The sequence below is a fragment of the Syntrophomonas sp. DTU019 genome, from assembly GCA_913757435.1.
In the GTDB taxonomy this organism is placed as follows: domain Bacteria; phylum Bacillota; class Syntrophomonadia; order Syntrophomonadales; family Syntrophomonadaceae; genus DTU019.
The window spans coordinates 178,765-198,919 of record CAJYDM010000004.1 but is presented as its reverse complement, the minus strand read 5'-3'; the positions used below and the strand labels follow the sequence as shown (position 1 = coordinate 198,919).

The 20,155-nt window shown below is 51.4% G+C and carries 18 protein-coding genes and 3 riboswitches; of the genes, 9 read left to right on the top strand and 9 right to left on the bottom strand.

Going from position 1 to position 20,155, the window contains the following annotated elements; genetic code table 11:
* Positions 1–55 precede the first annotated feature (55 nt).
* Positions 56–841 (bottom strand): thermonuclease family protein, encoded by a 786-nt coding sequence (locus AC15IQ_RS11560; protein WP_483179307.1) that lies wholly within the window; start codon positions 839–841, stop codon positions 56–58.
* A gap of 134 nt (positions 842–975) precedes the next feature.
* Here AC15IQ_RS11560 and AC15IQ_RS11555 point away from each other — a divergent pair, with 134 nt between their 5' ends.
* On the top strand, positions 976–1,716 hold the full coding sequence (locus AC15IQ_RS11555) for an ABC transporter permease (protein ID WP_483179306.1): 741 nt from the start codon (positions 976–978) through the stop codon (positions 1,714–1,716).
* 263 nt (positions 1,717–1,979) lie between these two features.
* Here the strand turns inward: AC15IQ_RS11555 and AC15IQ_RS11550 are convergent, their stop codons facing one another.
* Positions 1,980–2,777 (bottom strand): hypothetical protein, encoded by a 798-nt coding sequence (locus tag AC15IQ_RS11550; RefSeq protein WP_483179305.1) that lies wholly within the window; start codon positions 2,775–2,777, stop codon positions 1,980–1,982.
* Between the two features lie 260 nt (positions 2,778–3,037).
* Here AC15IQ_RS11550 and AC15IQ_RS11545 point away from each other — a divergent pair, with 260 nt between their 5' ends.
* From AC15IQ_RS11545 to AC15IQ_RS11535, 3 genes are all read left to right on the top strand, one after another.
* Positions 3,038–3,604: a nucleotidyltransferase family protein gene (locus tag AC15IQ_RS11545; RefSeq protein WP_483179304.1), complete on the top strand. Its 567-nt coding sequence runs from the start codon at positions 3,038–3,040 to the stop codon at positions 3,602–3,604.
* A gap of 484 nt (positions 3,605–4,088) precedes the next feature.
* Complete coding sequence (locus tag AC15IQ_RS11540) at positions 4,089–4,628, top strand: hypothetical protein (protein ID WP_483179303.1); 540 nt, start codon at positions 4,089–4,091, stop codon at positions 4,626–4,628.
* A 24-nt stretch (positions 4,629–4,652) separates the two neighbouring features.
* Entirely contained in the window at positions 4,653–5,168 is a 516-nt protein-coding gene (locus AC15IQ_RS11535) for a nucleoside-triphosphatase (protein WP_483179302.1), read from the top strand.
* On the opposite strand, the gene AC15IQ_RS11530 is transcribed toward AC15IQ_RS11535, so the two are convergent.
* Positions 5,100–6,506: a sensor histidine kinase gene (locus AC15IQ_RS11530; RefSeq protein ID WP_483179301.1), complete on the bottom strand. Its 1,407-nt coding sequence runs from the start codon at positions 6,504–6,506 to the stop codon at positions 5,100–5,102. The genes AC15IQ_RS11535 and AC15IQ_RS11530 overlap by 69 nt on opposite strands.
* Positions 6,478–7,173 carry a response regulator transcription factor gene (locus AC15IQ_RS11525; protein ID WP_483179300.1) on the bottom strand — a complete coding sequence of 232 codons (696 nt, stop codon included), beginning with the start codon at positions 7,171–7,173 and terminating at the stop codon, positions 6,478–6,480. Before AC15IQ_RS11525 ends, AC15IQ_RS11530 begins: the two co-directional genes overlap by 29 nt.
* Positions 7,174–7,420: 247 nt before the next feature.
* A riboswitch (cyclic di-AMP (ydaO/yuaA leader) is annotated at positions 7,421–7,550 on the top strand.
* Positions 7,551–7,657: 107 nt separating this feature from the next.
* Between AC15IQ_RS11525 and AC15IQ_RS11520 the strand changes: the two genes are divergently transcribed.
* Together AC15IQ_RS11520 and asnS are read left to right on the top strand one after the other, a co-directional pair.
* Positions 7,658–8,893, top strand: a complete 1,236-nt coding sequence (locus AC15IQ_RS11520; RefSeq protein ID WP_483179299.1) for a KamA family radical SAM protein — start codon at positions 7,658–7,660, stop codon at positions 8,891–8,893.
* A gap of 272 nt (positions 8,894–9,165) precedes the next feature.
* Positions 9,166–10,560 (top strand): asparagine--tRNA ligase, encoded by a 1,395-nt coding sequence (asnS, locus tag AC15IQ_RS11515; protein ID WP_483179298.1) that lies wholly within the window; start codon positions 9,166–9,168, stop codon positions 10,558–10,560.
* Between the two features lie 170 nt (positions 10,561–10,730).
* Here asnS and AC15IQ_RS11510 read toward each other — a convergent pair whose 3' ends face one another.
* The 3 genes from AC15IQ_RS11510 to AC15IQ_RS11500 form a co-directional block, all read right to left on the bottom strand.
* Positions 10,731–13,535, bottom strand: a complete 2,805-nt coding sequence (locus tag AC15IQ_RS11510; protein ID WP_483179297.1) for an ATP-binding protein — start codon at positions 13,533–13,535, stop codon at positions 10,731–10,733.
* Positions 13,536–13,715: 180 nt separating this feature from the next.
* Positions 13,716–14,555: an amino acid kinase family protein gene (locus tag AC15IQ_RS11505; RefSeq protein ID WP_483179296.1), complete on the bottom strand. Its 840-nt coding sequence runs from the start codon at positions 14,553–14,555 to the stop codon at positions 13,716–13,718.
* 32 nt (positions 14,556–14,587) lie between these two features.
* Positions 14,588–14,803 (bottom strand): hypothetical protein, encoded by a 216-nt coding sequence (locus tag AC15IQ_RS11500; protein WP_483179295.1) that lies wholly within the window; start codon positions 14,801–14,803, stop codon positions 14,588–14,590.
* Between the two features lie 203 nt (positions 14,804–15,006).
* Positions 15,007–15,126: riboswitch (molybdenum cofactor riboswitch) on the top strand.
* Positions 15,127–15,181: 55 nt separating this feature from the next.
* Positions 15,182–15,301, top strand: a riboswitch (molybdenum cofactor riboswitch).
* 405 nt (positions 15,302–15,706) lie between these two features.
* Here AC15IQ_RS11500 and AC15IQ_RS11495 point away from each other — a divergent pair.
* From AC15IQ_RS11495 to AC15IQ_RS11485, 3 genes are read left to right on the top strand one after another with little or no spacing between them, the layout of a single operon-like run.
* Positions 15,707–16,585 carry an ABC transporter substrate-binding protein gene (locus tag AC15IQ_RS11495; RefSeq protein WP_483179294.1) on the top strand — a complete coding sequence of 293 codons (879 nt, stop codon included), beginning with the start codon at positions 15,707–15,709 and terminating at the stop codon, positions 16,583–16,585.
* Positions 16,586–16,614: 29 nt separating this feature from the next.
* A complete protein-coding gene (locus AC15IQ_RS11490; protein ID WP_483179293.1) occupies positions 16,615–17,313 on the top strand; it encodes an ABC transporter permease in 699 nt (232 codons plus the stop codon).
* Positions 17,310–18,014: an energy-coupling factor ABC transporter ATP-binding protein gene (locus AC15IQ_RS11485; protein ID WP_483179292.1), complete on the top strand. Its 705-nt coding sequence runs from the start codon at positions 17,310–17,312 to the stop codon at positions 18,012–18,014. Before AC15IQ_RS11490 ends, AC15IQ_RS11485 begins: the two co-directional genes overlap by 4 nt.
* A 223-nt stretch (positions 18,015–18,237) precedes the next feature.
* Here AC15IQ_RS11485 and AC15IQ_RS11480 read toward each other — a convergent pair whose 3' ends face one another.
* Both AC15IQ_RS11480 and AC15IQ_RS11475 read right to left on the bottom strand, forming a co-directional pair.
* The gene (locus AC15IQ_RS11480; protein ID WP_483179291.1) at positions 18,238–18,801 is read right to left on the bottom strand and encodes a hypothetical protein; all 564 of its coding nucleotides are present in this window, start codon (positions 18,799–18,801) and stop codon (positions 18,238–18,240) included.
* 309 nt (positions 18,802–19,110) lie between these two features.
* Positions 19,111–19,857, bottom strand: coding sequence for a hypothetical protein (locus AC15IQ_RS11475; RefSeq protein WP_483179290.1), 747 nt, complete (start codon positions 19,855–19,857; stop codon positions 19,111–19,113).
* Between the last annotated feature and the right edge of the window lie 298 nt (positions 19,858–20,155).

The window sequence follows — 20,155 nt, the reverse complement described above, 5'->3', positions numbered from 1 at the left end:
TCTCATAAATACTGAGTCTGTTTCATTTTGAGCTGCGGGCATGAGGCCGACAGCGTCACGGGCTGCAAGTTCCGCAGGGCTCATACCCGGTCAGGGCAGCCTCGCTCCGGGATTGGAACCACACCTGCTTGGAGGGGGCGATCCGTTGGGCCCAGTCGCATTCCGGGAAATGATATTTGTTAGAACTGGTGCTTCCCAGGAAAGCCCCTTTGCTGCTGGCAGATGAGCCCAGGTCGTCTTTGAGGCCCCACAGACCCCGCTCAGTTTGTATAGCTTCGCGCTGCGCGCTGCGGAAGAAGTCCACATATTTGAGGTTGGGGGGGAAGGTCACCATTTGGGCGTAGCCCTCTTTGAGCAGAGTCATATTTAACATTTCCTCATCCTGCCACACATAAGCCAGCAGCCGCCCGTACTGATCGTTTTGCTGTACATCAAATTCCAAGAGTACCGTTTGATTGGAAAGCTTCTGGCGGGTGTATTCGCGAGCCGCCTGGGCATAAGGCTCCTCGCCGCGGGTGGGGTGGCTCAATTCCGGAGAATTGACCCCGATGAGGCGCAGCTTTTCTACTTTATCTTGCAGTCTCACCCGAATTGTATCCCCATCCGTGATGTCTACCACCCGCGCGGTTTGCAAACTGGAGGGGTCGGGCCGGGTCGGTCGGCTTGTCGCTTCAGGAACATTATCGGTCCCATCCGGCAGGGACGACTGCGAAGGCCGCCCGTCCGGGGCAGGATTATTGCTCTGAGCCGGCATCATACATCCCGATAACGCCAGCAGGATGGTCACCATTAACATGATCAGCATTGTTATTGAAGTGGTGCAATGGATAGTAGTTCTCATATTGCCATTATACTGCAACCGGTCAACCGCTTTCCTGGATAGCGCAGTAGTTGTTGCACTTTATTTTGGCAGATTGGTTGAAAATTGTGGTTTTATGGTTTGTGATATATTAAAATCAGGCGTGGGTGAGTAATATGTTTTCACGGGAAAAAACTCGCGGAGCCCTCCTGGGTGGTCTGATTCTGATGGCAGCCTGGTATCTGCTGGCTATAGGTATGGACCGGCCGATTATTCCCAACCCGATCGATGTTTTCGTTCAGATCGGAGTAATATTTCCGGACAGAATGGCTATCCATGTGGCCTATAGTCTGATGCGCATTGTGGAAGGCGTGGCTATTTCATTTCTCATCGGGGTTCCTCTGGGGTTTTTGATGGGTTATTTTGAAAAATGGGATCGCATTCTGGCTCCCTTGATGTACTTTGCCTATCCCATTCCCAAGATCGCCCTGTTGCCGGTGATCATGGTGTTGTTTGGCCTGGGCGAGACCTCTAAAATAGTGATGATCGTGTTGATAATTGTCTTTCAGATCATCATCACCGCCCGTGACGCGGTCCGGGACATTCCCGCCCAGACTTTCTACTCGCTGCAGTCGCTGGGTGCGGGCCGGATGCAGATTTTTACCGAAATAATCGCCCCGGCCGCCTTACCCGAGGTCTTGACCGCCACCCGCTTGGCCCTGGGAACGGCTATATCCATCTTGTTCTTCACAGAAACCTTCGGCACTCAGTACGGCATGGGGTTTTTCATTATGGATGCCTGGCTGCGCGTTAATTATCTTGACATGTATGCTGGCATACTGGTGTTGAGCTTCATCGGCTTCTGTCTATTCGTTTCCATCGATTACGCGGAAAGAAAAATCTGCTCATGGAGATAACGGCTCTTATACCATGATCCTATGCGCCCCTCTGCCATCCCGTCACAGAATCCGTTGCATGATGACTTTGTCAGCACTGCTGGCGAATGCCTCCTTCACAAACATCCACATGAAAGGTCACCTAGTACAAATCACATCAACCAATAATAGCATCACTAATTTACAACGGGGGGACGCAGCAACAGCAGAATCAAAACCCTCTTGCCTTTGTTGCTGGTTATGGTAATGCTGACTGCCGTCAGTTGTAGACATTGGTTTGGCCGTTAGCATTTTCGTATAAGATTCAGCATATAGAAGGTACCCAGGAAAAGGCTGAAGAGCACCACCAGGCAATAGATGCCCAGCATAGGATAGTCCAAAGGCAGTCCGTACAGGGGGGCCACGGCGGTACCCAAGGCTACTGATAAAATAAGAGTCATGGATTTGAGCAAGGCCACCCCGGCCAGCACGTTGCCAAAGGGGATGCTGAACCACAGCATGTAGGCGGTGATGGCCAGTGCAGGCATAACCACTGCCAGATCCAGCACCAGGACCGCATATGCATCAGGCTGTACTGTGGCAGCCGATGCGGGGAGGAGAATGGCTAGCCACAGGGAAACGAATACCACTACTATTAATACGAAAAAAGCAGCCAGGGCTCGGCGCAGCCAGGCAGGAAGTTGGGTCTGCACTACTGCAGCAGCCTTAAAACTGGTAAGACCCAGGATAAGGCTGTATACTCCCAGAGCGAATATAAGCAGATACAGAGGGTAAAGCTGGTTGTAATTCCCGCTGATGGTGAACAGGCCGTAGGCGTAGAAGAAATAGGCGCTCAAGCCCAGCATGATGATAAAACTCTTGAAACGCTGGCGTTTCAAGAACCGTATAGACATAAAGGCCAGAATGAGAGCAGCTGGAACTGAAATCACATCCTGCGCAAAAGTGCCAGGCAATAGGCCTTTATTCAGAGTATCCCCATAGATTTGGGGATAGGCTAAGCCGCTCAATGCCGCCCCTAGCGCCAGGGCTGACATAATTATCATAAGGATGGCGGTCAGCCGTCCTTTGCCGGGGTCGACCATAACATTACCCCCCTGGTTTCGATTTACTTCATCAGATTTCGCTGCACAACTGGCAATCCCCTGCTTAAATCAGTATGGATCGATATTTCCGCTGCTATGCTACCAGCGGGGGAGGAGTTGTTATTTCAAGCCATCCAGCCGATTACGCGATTCCGCTGCTGCTCAGAGGATAGTGAGACAGACCTGCCGAATAGATATAGAATTAATCCACCGGGTGAGGGTCGAGCAATGATTGTTTTAACCATGGAGAAGGAGGCCGCATGGTCGAAGGTGTAATCGCTGCTGCCGGAAAATCCCAACGTATCGGGGAATTTAACAAATTGGAGCTGGACTTGGGAGGAAAGTCGGTTTTGGCCAGGTCGGTAGAGAGCCTGCTGCCATACTGCTCTTGCGTTTATGTAGTGGTAGGGCATTATCGGGAGAGCCTGGCCACAATCCTGTGCCAGTATCGGGAAGTGGAAATGATATACAACCCCTCCTATCAGCAAGGCATGTTCACCTCAGTGAAAGCCGGCCTGATCCATGTCAGAGCCCCGCGCTTTTTCTTCATGCCGGGAGACTGCCCCTGCATAAACCATTCCGTATTTAAACAGATGCTGCAAATCGATGCCCCCATAGTTGTGCCCCGCTTTAATGACCGTCCCGGGCACCCGGTCTTAATGCACAGCACCCTGATCCCTCAAATCATGCAGGGGGACTACCAGAGCCTGGAACGCTTCATCAGCGCGCAGGGGTGCATGTATACCGAGGTCGATAGCCCGGGCATCCTGATGGACATCGACACTATGGAAGATTATCACCGTATCCAGCGGCGTTTCGCACATTGAATGATTTCGTAGATAACCATAACTGAAGGAGACTCAACAAATCTGGTCGAGTGGCACAACCACAATGAGGCAAGAGACCCAGCGAACAGACCATAAACGGGCTTGCGGCAATTCGATCGATGATGAGCGTGATTTAACCTGCATATCTATTCCCGTCAGCGACTATAATTTAACAATACTACGGAAAGGTCGGAACCCGCCGCGTCACCGCCATCGTATAAGTGTGCCATATTTTGTATGGAAGGGCTCAATCAGAGCAGTACGAACAACCACCGCGGGTGGGGCGCTGCAAGAGATTTACCGGGCCTGATCAGTCTTAATGATTATGTGGCTTCCGCTAATGGCGCCTTAACGCTGCCCTCTAGTATTATGGATTATTTTTCCTTGAAGGAGCTGAGTAATTATTAGAAAGACGATTTGGTCGATTCTGTTCTGGGGCTCACTTTGGGGCCTAACCGAAACCACCCTGGGCTACGTGATCCATATGGCGGCCATACTTATACCCGGGCTGCCCGGCCTGATCATGTTTCCGGTGGCGTTCTTTTTTATGAAAAAGGCCTATGACAGAACCGGAAACGCCTGGACAGTCATTTTCGTTGCCATGGTGGCAGCTTTCATTAAGCTGACCGACCTTTTGCTGCCGGGCTTAACACCGATATTCGTAATCAACCCGGCCGTGGCCATAATTCTGGAAGGTCTGGCGGTGGGAGTGGTTCTGCATTATTACGGCAGATCGGGAACTAGGCTTGCCTTGACCAGTGTTCTGGCGATGCCTCTGTTATGGCGGGCAGTTTTTTTAGTCGATCAGTATGTGATCTCCTTATTTGGCCTTCCGGCTGGTCTGGTTACTAATGGCCCCGCTATAGCAATGAAATTTTTGTTGTGGGAAAGTGCGGTCAACACCGTGTTGATATACGCTTTTCTATGCAAGCCGTCGAAACTCAGAGTCAGAACCTTGGAGATCAAGCCGTCTTATGCATGCCTGGCCTTGCTGCTGGCAATAGGCGTGCAGCGACTAATTTAGTAATCGGGGGCGATTAAAGCACATATGATATATATCGTCAGCGGACCCGTCAATTCAGGCAAAAGCACCCGTATGGCGGCATTCTATCAGAATTGCCACGGCTCTCGGGCTGACGGCCTGATAAGCTGCAAGCTGTACCAGGGCTCGACCTTTATGGGCTATGAATTGCAGCGCTTATCTAATGGAGAAAAAAAGACCCTGGCCCTGTTAGCCGGCCACTACCGAGGCCAGTTTAAGGATAGTTTCAACTTTGGGCCTTTTGTTTTTTCCAGACAGGCTTTCGAATTTGGGGAGAAGGCTTTGGAGGAGATGCTGGCTGACGATTGCTTGAGGTACATCTTCCTGGATGAGATCGGCCCCATTGAACTGGAAGGCCGCGGCTTCTGGAGGGCTTTACAGTCCCTGATAAATTCTGACAAAAATCTCTTTATCGGGGTGCGGGATGAGTGCCTGCTTCCGGTCTTAGACGGCTTAAATCAGGCCTGCTGCATCATCGGGGACTCCGGGGAGGATGACTTTTACCAAGGCCCCTTGGCCTGATAGATTCATAAGCTCGATCGTCCCCTCATGCTCATCCACTATTTTACGCGCGATTGCCAGACCGAGTCCTGATCCTTCAGCCCGGGTGTAAAAATATTCAAAGGCATAGCTAAGGTCCTCCGCGGAAAAACCGCTGCCGTCGTCCTCAACGGTGATCTGCGCCTGTCTACCTCCGTTTATGGCCTGTGACCTGATGGTGACACTGCTCTTGGCGTGGCGGATAGCATTGGAAAGCAGGTTGATTAAAAGACTCATCAGGCGGTCCCAATCGCCTACCACTATGATACTATCGGCTATGTCCGCCTTCACAGCGACTTTGCGGTCCAAGGCATAGCCGCCCACCGATTCCAGAGCACTCTCCGCTATATAAATAAGATAATGAGGCAGGAAATAGTTGCGGTGCGGCTGATCCAATATGGTGATATCAATCATGTTGTCGACTATGTCCCTGAGACGCAGGCTCTCTTTATGGATCACATCGATGGCCTCCTGTTGGGCCGAGCCTTCGAAAAGTCCGTCACGGAGGCCCTCGGCATAACCATTGATGCTCATTAAGGGGGTCTTCATCTCATGGGAAGCATGCTGAAAGAACTGACGAATACTCTCATCATAAATCTTTAGACGTTCTACCATTTGATTGAACGCCTCAGCCAAATTCGACAACTCATCACTGGAGCGGGTATCCAGTTTGATATCAAACTGCCGGTTGCCCACAGCTTTTGCATAGTTTTCCAGGTTTTGCAAAGGCCTGGTAATATAGCCGATCAACAGATAGGCGATCACTAATGCGCTGAACAAGGCGATGAAGAGGTTGCCCAATATTGAATATACGGTCTTAAAATACATGGCCTGCAGGGTTTGCAAGTCCACGAAAGCAATCACAGTGCCGCTGCTCTCAGAATTTGCACCGATTGGAACCTCGACCGCCAAATGATTTTCGCTGCGATAAATATTGGCCCGGGTCGGGTTCATGAGTTGCTGACCGCGCAGCTGATGAGGAAGGTCGGAAAGGTTCTGTCCTATCGGAAAATCCTGGGGTTTGCTGCTAAAGGCGATTTGGCTGTCGGGGCCGACTACCATATAATTGCTTTCCACGGAACGCCCTAAGACAAGTATGGAAGCAGGCAGGCCCGCTTCCGGGTTTAGGAGTTCGGACTGGCGGCTGCCCACGATATAAGCAATCTCCCAGGCCTGTTTTTCCAGGCCAATCTGGGCACGGGTTTCCAAAACCCCTACAAGTATGGGATAAAAGGCCAGGGTGGTCATGATGAAAGTTATCAAGACCACCACCATATAGCTTAGTAGGACCCTACTGGAGATGCTTTTTAATCTGCCCATCCAATCTGTACCCGTAACCCCATATGGTTTTGACTGTGGTGTCAGAACCACAGGCCTTAAGTTTCTTACGCAACCGCTTGACTACGTCGTCGACCGCACGCTCACTGCCGTCATAATCATAGCCCCATACGCGGTCGAGGAGTTCCTGGCGGTTAAAAGTGCGCTGCGGATGTTGCATCAATAATGATAACAGATCGAATTCCCGAGTGGTGACCTCTATCGCTTGATCATGCACTGTTATTAGGCGGTCGGAGGGAAACAGCTTCAAATTCCCGCATTCTCTGTATGCCGAAGCTGGATTTTGGGGCATGGTGCGGCGGAATACAGATCGCACCCGGGCTACCAACTCACGCGGGCTGAACGGCTTGGCCAGGTAGTCGTCACCGCCCATCTCCAGTCCAATGATGCGATCCAGGGCCCGGCGGCGGGCGGAGATAAAAATCACCGGCGCCTTGCTGTGCCGGCGCATCTCTTTGCAGAACTCCAGACCATCCTGGCCAGGCAGCATGATGTCGAGGATGAACATATCCGGATAGCCTACCCGCAGCCGTTTGTTCAGTGCCTCGATGCTGGCAAAACACTCTACTCCATAGCCTTCGCTCTGCAGATACCTTTTGATGAGTTGGCAGATATTCTCTTCATCATCAACTACAAATATGGTTTGCATCAGTAATCTCCATAATGTCAAATAAATTGTAGCATATGCTCAGATCAAGCATATAATAATTATGTGGCAAAAATGTATTAAGACAGAACAAGCCTCGATATTTGGGGAGGTATAGCTATCGGCCCTGCCTGATTTCTGCCACATTTAAAAGTTAATATTAATGTATACAAAGTCGCCCTAAGTATAGAGCGTATTGATAAGCGATTTGGGCGAAGGGAGGAACCACCATATCGGTCAAATATGATTCGTCAAAACTGCGCTGAATTTCCCGTAATGGGAAAACGGGGGAACCAATATTTGGGGTGAATCCGGCAATCGGTAGGGGGTCCCTTGCCCCGAACCCGTCAGCTAACCTCGTAAGCGCTGAAAGGGAATCCGAGGTTGATGCATTTCTGACCAAAGGACCTTCCTTTGGTCTTTGTTGATTCTCGGCCCTTTTCCGATGTGCCATTCCTGCCACAAACCTGGAGAGAGGAGTGCCAACATGAGAGAAACAGGGAACATCAACCACCGCCATCAGTCATTATTGAGGAGCAGCGTCCTCAGGGATGACGCACAACCATACCAGCAGTTTCTCAGCCAATGGCCAGATGAAAACAGCATAGCGGCTGCTATCGCCAGACGCAAATCGCGTATACAGGCAATCATCGGGGGATCGCCCCAGGATTGGGATAACTGGAAATGGCAACTTGCGCACCGCATCCGCGACAGCCGGATACTCGCAGAGATTCTGGGTATGAGCGATCTGGAGAGGAAAAAGGTGGACAGGGTCAGCCAGCTATATCGCTGGGCCATATCACCTTATTATCTCAGTCTGATTGATGAAGATTACGAAAACTGCCCGATATTTCGGCAGGCAGTGCCTGATACCCGTGAACTCCTGCCTGGGGGCAGTCTCGATCCCATGAATGAAGCCCTGACTTCGCCGGCCCCCTGCATCACCCGCAGGTATCCGGATCGCCTGATTATTAATGTCACCAACCAGTGTGCCATGTACTGCCGTCATTGTCAGAGAAGAAGGAATATCGGTGAGACCGACCAGCATGCCTGCCGGGAAGATATCATGGCTGCTCTGGAATATATAGCCAGCAACCGTGAGATCAGGGACGTGCTTATAACTGGCGGTGATGCTCTCTTGTTGAGCGACCACATGCTGGATATGCTTCTGGGTCGGCTATACAATATCCCCCATGTGGAAATGATCCGACTGGGCACCAGGACTCCGGTGACTCTGCCCCAACGCATAACTCCGGAATTATGTGATATTATCCGGAAATATCCGCCTATTTATATCAATACTCAATTCAACCACCCTCTGGAAGTGACCCCCGAGGCCAAACGGGCCTGTGACCGGTTAGTTGCGGCTGGCGCGGTTTTGGGCAATCAGGCGGTGCTGCTGCGGGGCATAAATGACCGTCCCTACATTATGAGGAAGCTCAATCACCAGCTGCTGAAAATAAGAGTGCGCCCCTATTACATCTTTCATGCCAAGGACGTCAAGGGCACCGGCCATTTTCAGACCACTATTCAAGAAGGCATGGAAATCATAGCTTCACTGCGTGGACACACTTCAGGCCTGGCAGTGCCCACCTATATAGTAAATGCTCCCGGCGGTCTGGGTAAAATCCCCCTTATGCCCAATCACATCATGCTCCTGGATGAAGAAAAAGCAGTTCTGAAGACCTGGGAAGGCAAGGTGGTAGAAGTTTCCAACCGGTAATAGCCGCAGAGGCCCCTGTCGTCATATGGCAGGATCGGGAAGGCTCTGATCTATGATGATTAAACAGCCGTGCTGGCAGCGTTGCAGGCTGATCAGGAAGTTGTCGACAGTAAACTACTAGAGTCCCACGATAATCTCACTGCTGCGAGAGGTCCGGGCGGTTTCCCGGATCTTTCGTTGCCTGCGCGGTTTAAGGGGTTTGAAAATTCTGGTGATAAGTCATAATAAAGGGTGAATGAAAAAACATTATAGTACTTACGGAGGGTTGATCCATGGACAAGGTTTTGGTCAGACAATTGATGCGCAGCAGTGCAGATCTAGAGGGACGGCAGGTCGAACTCAGCGGATGGGTGCGCAGCAACCGCAGTCAGAAGAGCTTCGGTTTCATAGCACTTAATGATGGCACCCACTTCAATACAGTGCAGATAGTATACGAAAAAGACAGCCTGAGTCAATTCGATGCGGTGTCGCGCTTTAGGGTAGGCTGTGCAGTCACGGTGCGGGGAGTTGTGGTTTTGACCCCTGATGCTAAACAACCTTTTGAGATCAAAGCTGGCGAGGTCATCCTGGAGGGTGATGCCCCCGAGGATTATCCCATCCAACCGAAACGCCACACCCGGGAGTATCTGCGCGAGGTGGCCCACCTGCGCCCCCGCACCAACCTTTTCTCCGCCGTCTTTCGCATCCGCTCCATAGCCGCTTATGCCATCCACGATTTCTTCCACCAGCGTGGCTTTGTTTACGTGCATACCCCCATCATAACTGCCAGTGACGCTGAGGGGGCCGGAGAGATGTTTAAGGTCAGCACTTTACCGGCTGTAAAGCCGCCTCTGAACGATGATGGAGAAGTTGATTACAGTCAGGACTTCTTCGCCCGCAAAACCAATCTTACCGTGAGCGGGCAGTTGGAAGCTGAAGCATTTGCTCTGGCCTTCCATGACGTGTACACATTCGGGCCTACCTTCCGTGCTGAAAATTCCAACACCGCTCGCCATGCCGCAGAATTTTGGATGATAGAGCCGGAGATGGCCTTCGCCGACCTTACTGATGATATGAGATTGGCTGAGGATATGGTCAAATACGTTATCAGATATGTTCTGGACAACGCCCCCGAGGAGATGCGATTCTGCTACCAGTTCGTCGATAAAGAATTGGAAGCACGCCTGTCGGGACTGTTGAGTCAGGAGTTCGGCCGGGTCAGCTACACCGAGGCAGTGGATTTACTGTCCAGATCGGGCCAGCAGTTCGACTATCCGCTGGCCTGGGGAAATGACCTGCAGACCGAGCATGAGCGCTATCTGACCGAAAAGATATTCAATCGTCCGCTGTTCGTGACCGACTACCCTCGAGACATCAAGGCTTTTTACATGCGCCACAACGACGACGGAAAGACCGTGGCCGCCATGGACTTATTGGTTCCTGGGGTAGGGGAATTGATCGGGGGCAGCCAGAGGGAGGAGCGCGAAGAACTTCTGCGGCGGCGCATGGAGGAGATAGGTATCGATCCTGCGGAGATGTGGTGGTATATGGAACTGCGCAAATATGGGGGAGTGAAACACGCCGGCTTCGGATTAGGATTTGAACGACTCATCATGTATCTCACCGGGGTAAGCAACATTCGCGACGTGATACCCTTCCCCCGCACCGTCCGCTCCTGTGAATTCTAGAGACACTTGGGACGCTCGGCGATGGTTCTTAATTTATTGCATTTCGACACCAGGGGACGATGCAGGAGGCATGGGGACGGTTCTTTTGCCTGGTTTTTCGGAGAAAACCAGGCAAAGAACCCGTCCCATCGATCTGCCGTCCCCATGCCTCCCATGCCTCATTTACTGCTTTATTCAGCCGCAATGCTGGTCCACACGTCAGGAGGTTGCCCGGGAAAGTTTTTATAGCGGATCTCGCCCTGACGGGATTTGACATTAGCCTGGCAGGATTCTTCCCTGAAATTCTGAGCCCAGATATGACAGATGGGAATCTTCAGTTCTTCAGCCCGAGCCACCACCTGTGCGGTCACCGAAGCATATTTGTGGCGGTTGCCGTCCCAGACCACGATGATGACATTGCTGTGTTCAGCGATGAATTGTCCCGCTTTTAGATATGCTTGGCGGCGCGTCGGGGTGGGCGGCATCTCGATCACTTCAATGGCCCGGTTGTCAATCCAATAGCGGAACTCACTGCGCAGTTCTGCCCCGGTTGAGTCAAGTCGGTAATCATCGCTGGAACCAAAGGTTTCCAGGTAAGCCTGGCGGGCAAAAGGCAGCACGGTAATAAGCCGGGCGGTTTCAAACTTCAATAATTCCCGCGCCACCAAGCGGTCAGCCCCGGCCGCCAGCGGAGAAAAAACCGTCAGGTAATGGGCTGGGTATTGTTCATCCAGGAACCTTATCACTTTGTCAATTGATTTGGTCAAAGTCTCGGTTTCCTCCGGATCCAAGTTGACATGGCCGGTGATGCCAATACGCAGCAACTCACGATGGCCCAATTTGGTAAGATCGTTAAACTCCTTCATATTGACGTGCATTTCCAGGATGTGATCAGGAGGCAGGCTGGATAATTCATATTTGCGCTTATCTGCCAGGCTGCTCATCTTGAGCAGATTCTCCATAGAACGTGTTCCATGCCAGTAACGGCTGATCAGCAAAAAGGCGTCCAATACACTCGGTTCGATTTCGAATTGCCCCCCGGTCTTAAGGTGGGGAGCGTTCGCCTCCAGATACTGCCGGAGGATGAAGGCACGGCGGATCACATACAGGCGGTCTTCAACTAAATTGGGATTGCCGTTGATGCCTTTGATATTGATGAATGCCCTTAAACGGCTGACGAAATCAGGTTTCTTGGCAGCCCGGTCCTCAGGGCTGTCACCGCCGCTGAACTCAGCGAATGAATGGCGGGTAGCCCCGGCGAAAACGTAAATCCCCCCTCCCAGTGGACGTGACAAACCTTCATAAGTGAATTCACCGTCTTGCATGGGGGCAAGGAAGTAATGCAGCCAGCCCAGCGGCAGACCCGCACAAGGAGTGTCGAATTCATCCCAGAAGACCAGGGGCATTTTCCCCTGGAGATTAAGATCGCGCACCTGGTGGAAAGCATTCTGCAGTTCAGCTGGGGAAGCGAATTGCGATAAGTTGAAGGTAAGCTGCGCCTTGTCATCGATGCCCAACCCACGAGCTATCTCTTTGATGACGAATGACTTGCCGGAACCAGGCGGGCCGAATACTGCTACACATAAAGGGATTTCGGGGTTCTTAATCCTGCAGTATTCACGCATAGCGTTGTTTACCCCGCGCACCCCTTCAATTTCTTGACGGTCAGCACTGCTCCAACCCCCGATCATCTCAACCGGAACTCCCTGCAAAGCCTGCTGCGGTCCGTATACCACTACATTCCTGGCACAATCATTCACCGAACTGATACATTCTGGATCCTCTAAGCAGCCGGGGGTCTGGTTTTTCAACAGAGTGTTCTCTAAAATAGTCCAGCGGCCTGGGTTAAATAATGCGGAACGGGATTCATCCACAAACACCGCTAGATTTCCTATGGCCGAAAGATGCGGCCGTGTGATCGCTCCAGTACGGTCTCTGCTCAACTCCCGGAAAGCCGAGGCGATGGTGTGATACGGGAACTGCAAATGCTTGTGCTGATTGCGCTCAACCACTTCGTAGCCTGTGATCTGCAGCAACCGGGCCAGTTCAACCCCTGTCAGGGCAGCTTTGATCCAAACGGTGTGATCCCCCTGTTCTGCCCAGCTAGCAACCAGGGCCGCTAAAATACAAGTATTATCCCCAATAATCTGACCGGGGTATTGGGTTAGAAAATCGCCCTCCTGCCCATTACAGTCAAAGATCAGGGTATGAGAGTCCCTTTCCACCACAACTGCTCCACTCAGGCTGATGGGGATTATTACTTGCTGGTATTTAACTGTATTCCGGGCTGCATCCAGGAATGGCCCCTGCGGGCTAAGCACCGCACTGACCACTTCTTCTAACACCTTCTCCCAGGACAGTGAAGAACTGACCTTAACCGCAGAGGCTCGTAGATCGCTCAGAGAACTGAGGATGATGGTGCGATTGGTCAAACCCAACTGCTCAATACGATCTAGTAGAGGGTTGGCCTGGCCATCATGGTACTGGCCCAGTTTTACTATTAGTTGCGAAGGCCGTGCTGCCTGGGCTGAAAGTGACAGACACTCCGGCCAGCCCGCTTCGCAATTACGAAAACCGAGCCCGCTGTCTTGTATTAACAACAGATCTGGATGGCCTTGCAGTTGCGCCGAGCGGTAATCCCACTTGGCCGGTTCAAACTCATGCCATTTCCACAGCCGGTAGGCTTTGCCATGGTCTGCAAGATTGGAAAATTCTTTCCACAAGGTCCAGGAGGTGGTGATCCGGCGGTCTTTGGGACGGTTGAGCAGGTCATCTGCCAATCGGGCACCTTCCACAGTAGCCGTTGTTGCTGGGGTCATTGCCTGCAGCACTTGGCTCAGCAGTGCATAGCCTCCCGGTTGAGAACTGAGCCCCACCCGGTTATTCTCTCCATGGCCTTGCCAGTAATACACTCCGCCGCGCACGGTTATATCTTCGTTATGAATGCGGAACCAATCTACGGTGGGATCTCCGCACACCTGAATCAATGGTTTCATGATTCTCCCTCCCAGCAGTTAAAACAGAAGGCATGGGGACGGTTCAAGGCAAAAGAACCGTCCCCATGCCTTCCCGGTCTGACGTCCCCATGCCTTTCTGCCTTTTCCATCCCCATGCCTTCCATCCCCATGCCTTCCCAAGGCCATGTTCAAAAACGACCAAGATCCTCCCGTGCCGGTTTAATTTTCAGAGTCGTTGTAAATGATGGTGCCAACGTGCTCGCCAATTAGGGCCCGGGTAATATTGCCGGGGATTAGTCCATTTATTATTTGTATCTCGGTCACACTGCGGGAGCGGCTTAGCATGTCCAGTACTGTCCGCTCTACCACCAGGTCATCCAAATCCAGGGAGTGCAGTTCTCGCACCCCGATACGGGGAATAAATTTGGCCTCAGGGTATAACTTGGGATTGTCCTCATAAAGACCATCCACATCTTTGATATAAATGCACTGCCGAGCGCCGATCACCTCAGCCAACAGGTAGGCTCCCATGTCGGTGCGGTTGGGAGGCAGACTGCCCTGGGCGGGAAGGTGCTCCCAGTAGCCGTATGGGGGCATACCATGGATGACCGGGATGCAGCCCTGAGAGAAATAAGCGGCCAGTTTGGGAATATCATCATGTCCCACCTTAATGCCTCCGTGAGGCATCAACAGAGTGGAGATCATCAAAGCATTCTGCTCGGAGACGCTCTGACCAAGCTTGGCGATGACCCCAGTAGGCATTCCCAACTCCATGGCGATGGAATAAACATGCCGAGAGCGGGTGCCTCCACCGGTAGATATAATCATTTTATGATCTTTAGCGTTGCTCACGATTTCCTTTAAAATGGGCAAAACCGCTTTAGCGCCCATGTCGGTGATGCTCTGCCCGCCGATTTTAAGTACACTGACTTGCGGCAGTGCGCGGAATTGTTCCGCCTGCTCCAGACCCTCAATAAAACTCTTGCTCACCAGGGATTCACCCATCAGTTTACTTTTGATATGCAGCCGCTTGCTGTCTCGCTCTCTAATCAGTGCCACAGCCAATCCGCCTTTCCCCGTGTTTGCCAGGATTAATCCTCATCTATTTCATCTTCGTCATTACCGGCTTCCAGATATACTACTTGGGCGTCGAGTATTTTGGCCATCTGTTCCAATTCCATGCGGCGTATGTGTTTTGCATGCAACTTTAGATCCATTCCTGCCACTCCTACTACAGCAAACCGGGGCTTTTTCTCGCCCTCCTGGACTTTGCGGCGTTCGCGTACAAAGATAGTCCCTTTTGACATAAAACCCCATCCTTTCTTGTGAGTTTGTCTACTTAAAGTATAATCGAATTTTACAATAATTAACCACTTTTTCAGGAGCCAGACCTTAGCGGCTCTTTATGATCCGCCCTAAAAACCGTCATCACCGTTGCTGGCTTTAAACGTACACGGAATAATTTTGCAACTCGAGCAGGATTATGCTAGAAATTGGCGAAGATTACTTAAAACCAATATTTCTCCGATCGTGTGCTCCTGCAGCCATTAGGTATGGAGTACAGGACGATGGGTGCAAGAGGAAACTGTTGTGCCTCCCGCATTTGGAAAGGAGAGTGGAATGATCAGGAAAAAGTCGAGTCTGCTCTTTTAGTGCGGGTGCGGCTTTTTATTTTTGGAACCGCAATTATTTGATTTCTCCGATCGTGTGCTCCTGCAGCCATTAGGTATGGAGCACAGGACGATGGGTGCAAGAGGAAACTGTTGTGCCTCCCGCATTTGGAAAGGAGAGTGGAATGATCAGGATTAAAAGTCGAGTCTGCTCTTTCAGTGCGGGTGCGGCTTTTTATTTTTGGAACCGTAATTATTGGATTTCTCCGGTCGCGTGCTCCTGCAGTCTTTAGGTATGGAGCACAAGACCATGGGTGCAAGAGGAGACTGTTGTGCCTCTCGCATTTGAAAAGAACAGTGAACTGGTTTAGGCTTGAAAAGTCGTGTCCGCCTTGTGAATGCGGGGTGCGGCCATTTTTTGGGGTGATTCGGATATATGGTTCATGGATACACAAAGTTTCAGTTTATCAAACAGATGATTTGGGCAGGGGCTGCAATCAATAAATTGTCTAAGCCAGGAGCAGCTCGGTCCCAAGATTTTCAATAATATCTTGAGAGGGGGGTAAAGTTTTTTCATTCAAATTATGAGGAGGTAAAAGAATGTTTTTAAAGAAGAAGTATTTGCCCCTGGTTTTATTGATGGTATTTCTGGTGAGCATCGTGGGCTGTACCCAGCAGCAGGCGCAGCAAACTCCGGCACCTCCGGTCAACAAAGACGTCATCCTGGCCACCACTACCAGCACGCAGGATAGCGGTCTTTTGGATGTGCTGATCCCCGAATTTGAAAAGCAGAGCGGTTATGTGATCAAGACTGTTGCAGTTGGAACCGGGGCTGCTCTGACCATGGGCCAGAAAGGCGAAGCAGATGTGCTTCTGACTCATGCTCCTTCACAGGAGAAGCCCATGCTGGAGAGCGGTGCCATCACAAATTATCAATTGGTGATGCATAACGATTTCGTGATAGTCGGTCCGGAGAATGACCCGGCCCAGATCAAGGGAATCAAGACAGCGGCCGAGGCCTTTAAAAAGATCAATGAAAAAGGCGCCCTGTTCATCTCCCGCGGTGACAATTCTGGGACTCATACCATGGAGAAGAACCTGTGGAAAGCCGCCGGAATAACCCCCACCGTGAGTGACAAGTATCAAGAGGCCGGACAGGGCATGGGGCAGACCTTGACCATCGCCCAGCAGAAGAGCGGCTATACCCTTACAGACCGTGCCACCTACTTAGCGCAGAAGAAGAACCTCAGCCTGGTGATCCTGGTGGAAGGCGAAACGGCCTTGTTGAATATTTACCATGTCGCCCAGGTCAACCCTGAGAAATACCCGAAGGTCAATGCAGCAGGCGCCAAAGCGTTTGTGGAATTTATGGTAGCGCCTGCAACTCAAAAGATTATAAGTGAGTTCAAAGTGCAGGAGTACGGGCAGGCCCTATTCTATGCCGACGCGGGTAAGAATGAGGCCGACCTCGGTAAGTAATATACTATACTGATACTTGGAGTGATAATGTGGAACTGATATGGGAAGGTTTGGTCAAGGCGTTTTATTTGCTCATGGCGTTGGACCCGGAGGTCCTGGAAGTCACCTGGCTGACCCTCAAGGTTTCGGGAACCGCCACCTTGGTGAGCGTCTTAATCGGCGTTCCGCTGGGAGCGGTATTGGCTCTGGGACGCTTCCCGGGGCGCAACTTCCTAGTCAGTCTGGCCAATTTCGGAATGGGCTTGCCGCCAGTGGTTGTGGGGCTATGGGTCAGCATCTTCCTATGGCGGTCAGGCCCTTTCGGAGCATTCAATATTATTTACACCCCCCTGGCTATAATTATCGCTCAGGCAGTGATCGCCTCCCCAATAGTGACCAGCTTCACTCTGGCGGCGATACAGCAGATCAATCCCCGAATTCGCCTGCAACTGCTGGCCTTGGGCGCTAACCGCATGCAGATGCTGTGGAGCCTCGTCAAAGAAGCCCGGTTGGGGCTCTTGGCCGCGGTTATGGCAGGATTCGGCGGTGTGGTTTCAGAAGTGGGCGCTTCCATGATGGTTGGCGGTAATATAAAGGGAATGACCAGGGTTTTGACCACTGCCACGGTCATGGAGGTAAATAAAGGCAACTTCGATGTAGCTATCGCTTTGAGCGTGATCTTGCTGGGGCTGGCTTATGGTGTCACCGCACTATTGACCACCCTGCAGCAATGGAGAAACCAAAGATGAGCAAGGCAATAATCGAAATAAAGGATATGACGCTGGTGTTGGGGGGGCGGACCATACTCAACATACCCCATTTTGCCCTTCTGGAGGGTCAGTCTATTAGTCTAATGGGACCCAACGGAGCTGGCAAAAGCAGCCTCATGCTGGTCATGGCAGCCTTATTGGAACCGACCAGCGGAACAGTAGTATATTTCGGCAAACAGGCCCATGAGCAATCTCTATTGAATTTGCGGCGGCGCATGGCAATGGTTTTCCAAAAACCGATGATGCTAGATTCGAGCGTTATGGAAAATGTGGAAATGGGCCTGAAATTCCGGGGCCTGAGCCGAAGAGCACGGGAAAGGCAGGTTACGCCATGGCTGGAAAGGCTGGGTATAAACCATCTGGTCAGACAGCGGGCCAGATCGCTATCCGGGGGCGAGGCCCAGCGCGTGGCCATCGCACAAGCCCTGGTGCTGCAGCCGGAGGTCATTTTCCTGGATGAGCCCTTCAGCAACCTGGATAAAGGTACCCGCGACGAATTCAAACAAGACATTGGCAGCCTGCTGCGGGAGAACAGCATAACCACTGTAATGGTGACCCATCATATTAGGGAAGCTACCGATTTGACCGACATTATTTATTACATGGAAGACGGGGAGATAATAAGCCGGCAGGTGACATCCGACTATCTGGCTGTGGATGAATTTAGTAGGCAAGGGTAGTGCTGTTCTCCTGAAGGCGGAAAAACTCCATAGTTATCAATGACATATTTATGAGAGGAATCCGGGGTATACAATGCCCCGGATTCTATTTAGGGTAAGTGGGATAGTTCCCCCTGACAGCCAACCCCGTCCCCCCCATTTGCCTGCGGCAAGATAAACCCGGGGTCTTGGCTTCAGGTCATAACCTTTGGCACCATGCAAGCAATTTCAGCAGAGCTTCCAATCAGCCATCCACTTTTAACACCAATACATAAGCGGTGGTAAAAGGACCTGACCTCAGAGTAGCCGGACTGGGCAAGGTGTTGACATTGCGGATGGTGATGCCGTCATTCGCATTCAGACTTAGTAGAGTGGAGGCATTGATCGTCTGTCCGGCGGAATTGAATCTTGATCTGACCTGACCGTTTATCACTACCGCCCAATCCTGGGGGTTGTTCTGTGCAGTATATACTCCAAAAGTAATATTGTAAATGCCCCCCGCCGTGACTTCGATATTGGAACCTCCAGGTTGGTGGACAATACCAGTCAAAGGCCCGTTGTTGCTGAAGTTGATCGGGGCCCCAATGGCTATCTGCTGGGTATTGACATGGAATACATAACCCCAGGCGTCCAGGCTGCTAATCAGTTTGGGCTCCAGATTGAGATTATCGGTGACCGCCAGAGCTTTAGACAAATCAGCTGTTGTTGCCGAACCGCCGTTCCTTTTATGACCCGATCTCCGTTTCTTAAGCCGATAGCGCACCAGCTCAGTATCAAAATGGTCTCCATAAAAATCCATTATATCCATCAACCTCTCTCATTTAGAACTATTCTGCTACTAGAATATTCAAATAATGGGGCTGATGTTACCATCACTGTATATACTGCTCTGGTGAATGGTAAAGACTGTCCCCGGGTTTTAAGTCAAACCATCGCCCCAAACAAGAAGATAGAAAGGGGATAATCCTTTGCGCGGGCTGGCAAATAAGATTACCCCCTTTGACTTCTGATCTATACCGGGTAGGTTATTATGAAGTTTAAACCCTTCAGGGTTTGTAAAGCTTGTGCCCAGAATGCCGATAACTGGGATAGAAAGCAGACTCCAGGCTAGAACACGCTAAAACATTTTTACCTGGCTTTTGGTGCAGGTTTGCCACCTGGGTTCACGAGGACCGGTCTTTTCCGTGGGGTAGACCAATTGAACGCAGCGCCCGTTCAACAGCACAGGCTTAACCGTCTCACCTAGCAGGATTAGTTCACGGTCGGGCAGACGAAAGCCATCCAGGGTGCGCACCTCGTCGACATGGGTGCGCTCTATCAGGCTGGCCACGGTTATGGTTGTCCAGGCGGGTTCGATTTCTATCTTGCCCCGGAATCGCCCGTCATTGCCCCCCATCCTGAGGCCTACTCCGGCCAGCGAGCCAATTACCCCGATGCCAGTGCCGCCGTGTTCCGAAAGGTGAATGCCGGCCAGATTGGCCAGTTCATAAGCCTCGGCTTTGCTTAGCACCTCTTCTTTGGCGCGGCATCCGAAAGCTATAACTTCGTTTACGTGGGTCATCCTGGGAACTGCGGCCACACACAGACCGGGATCTGAGCCGGGTGCACTCTCTCTTTCCAAGAACTCCGCCCCCAATTCAATGATACCAGGGATAAGGTCTTCAAAGGTGTCAAACCCGAAGCACATGGAACTGTTATGCGATGTATAGGCGATATCAGGATGCACAAAAAGCTGATGGCGGGTGATGGGCAAGGCTCTGCCCCAATGCCTTCTGAGCAGTTCATCGATCAAGAGGGCGGCAAGCTTGCCAGTGCCTCTGCTCTCCAGGTTATCGGTGTCATCGATGCAAATATACAGTCTCATGCACATACCCCCAGATGTTGAATTTGTCTATTAAGGTCGCTATTAATTGAGTCCTAGTTCATTATATGTCGGAGCACCATAAATACCACTGAGGCGGCCTGACTTTGACTATATCACCTACCCGAAAACGAAAGGTTTCCCGACCGATCTTTTTGAGGGCTGACCTGCTGGGGCGGGGCTAAGGCCCCAGCAGATCCCGACTTATAGATCTTCTCGCTGGGACCCCAGGAGGGCCGGGAGTCGATCCAGCGAATCAAGGGCTTAGGTTTTTAGGCAATACTAAGCACTGTTAATACTC

Coding starts and splice junctions, on each gene's coding strand:
- AC15IQ_RS11560 (WP_483179307.1), bottom strand. CDS start 841: ATGAGAACTACTATCCATTGCACCACTTCAATAACAATGCTGATCATG.
- AC15IQ_RS11555 (WP_483179306.1), top strand. CDS start 976: ATGTTTTCACGGGAAAAAACTCGCGGAGCCCTCCTGGGTGGTCTGATT.
- AC15IQ_RS11550 (WP_483179305.1), bottom strand. CDS start 2,777: ATGGTCGACCCCGGCAAAGGACGGCTGACCGCCATCCTTATGATAATT.
- AC15IQ_RS11545 (WP_483179304.1), top strand. CDS start 3,038: ATGGTCGAAGGTGTAATCGCTGCTGCCGGAAAATCCCAACGTATCGGG.
- AC15IQ_RS11540 (WP_483179303.1), top strand. CDS start 4,089: ATGGCGGCCATACTTATACCCGGGCTGCCCGGCCTGATCATGTTTCCG.
- AC15IQ_RS11535 (WP_483179302.1), top strand. CDS start 4,653: ATGATATATATCGTCAGCGGACCCGTCAATTCAGGCAAAAGCACCCGT.
- AC15IQ_RS11530 (WP_483179301.1), bottom strand. CDS start 6,506: ATGGGCAGATTAAAAAGCATCTCCAGTAGGGTCCTACTAAGCTATATG.
- AC15IQ_RS11525 (WP_483179300.1), bottom strand. CDS start 7,173: ATGCAAACCATATTTGTAGTTGATGATGAAGAGAATATCTGCCAACTC.
- AC15IQ_RS11520 (WP_483179299.1), top strand. CDS start 7,658: ATGAGAGAAACAGGGAACATCAACCACCGCCATCAGTCATTATTGAGG.
- asnS (WP_483179298.1), top strand. CDS start 9,166: ATGGACAAGGTTTTGGTCAGACAATTGATGCGCAGCAGTGCAGATCTA.
- AC15IQ_RS11510 (WP_483179297.1), bottom strand. CDS start 13,535: ATGAAACCATTGATTCAGGTGTGCGGAGATCCCACCGTAGATTGGTTC.
- AC15IQ_RS11500 (WP_483179295.1), bottom strand. CDS start 14,803: ATGTCAAAAGGGACTATCTTTGTACGCGAACGCCGCAAAGTCCAGGAG.
- AC15IQ_RS11495 (WP_483179294.1), top strand. CDS start 15,707: ATGTTTTTAAAGAAGAAGTATTTGCCCCTGGTTTTATTGATGGTATTT.
- AC15IQ_RS11485 (WP_483179292.1), top strand. CDS start 17,310: ATGAGCAAGGCAATAATCGAAATAAAGGATATGACGCTGGTGTTGGGG.
- AC15IQ_RS11480 (WP_483179291.1), bottom strand. CDS start 18,801: ATGGATATAATGGATTTTTATGGAGACCATTTTGATACTGAGCTGGTG.
- AC15IQ_RS11475 (WP_483179290.1), bottom strand. CDS start 19,857: ATGAGACTGTATATTTGCATCGATGACACCGATAACCTGGAGAGCAGA.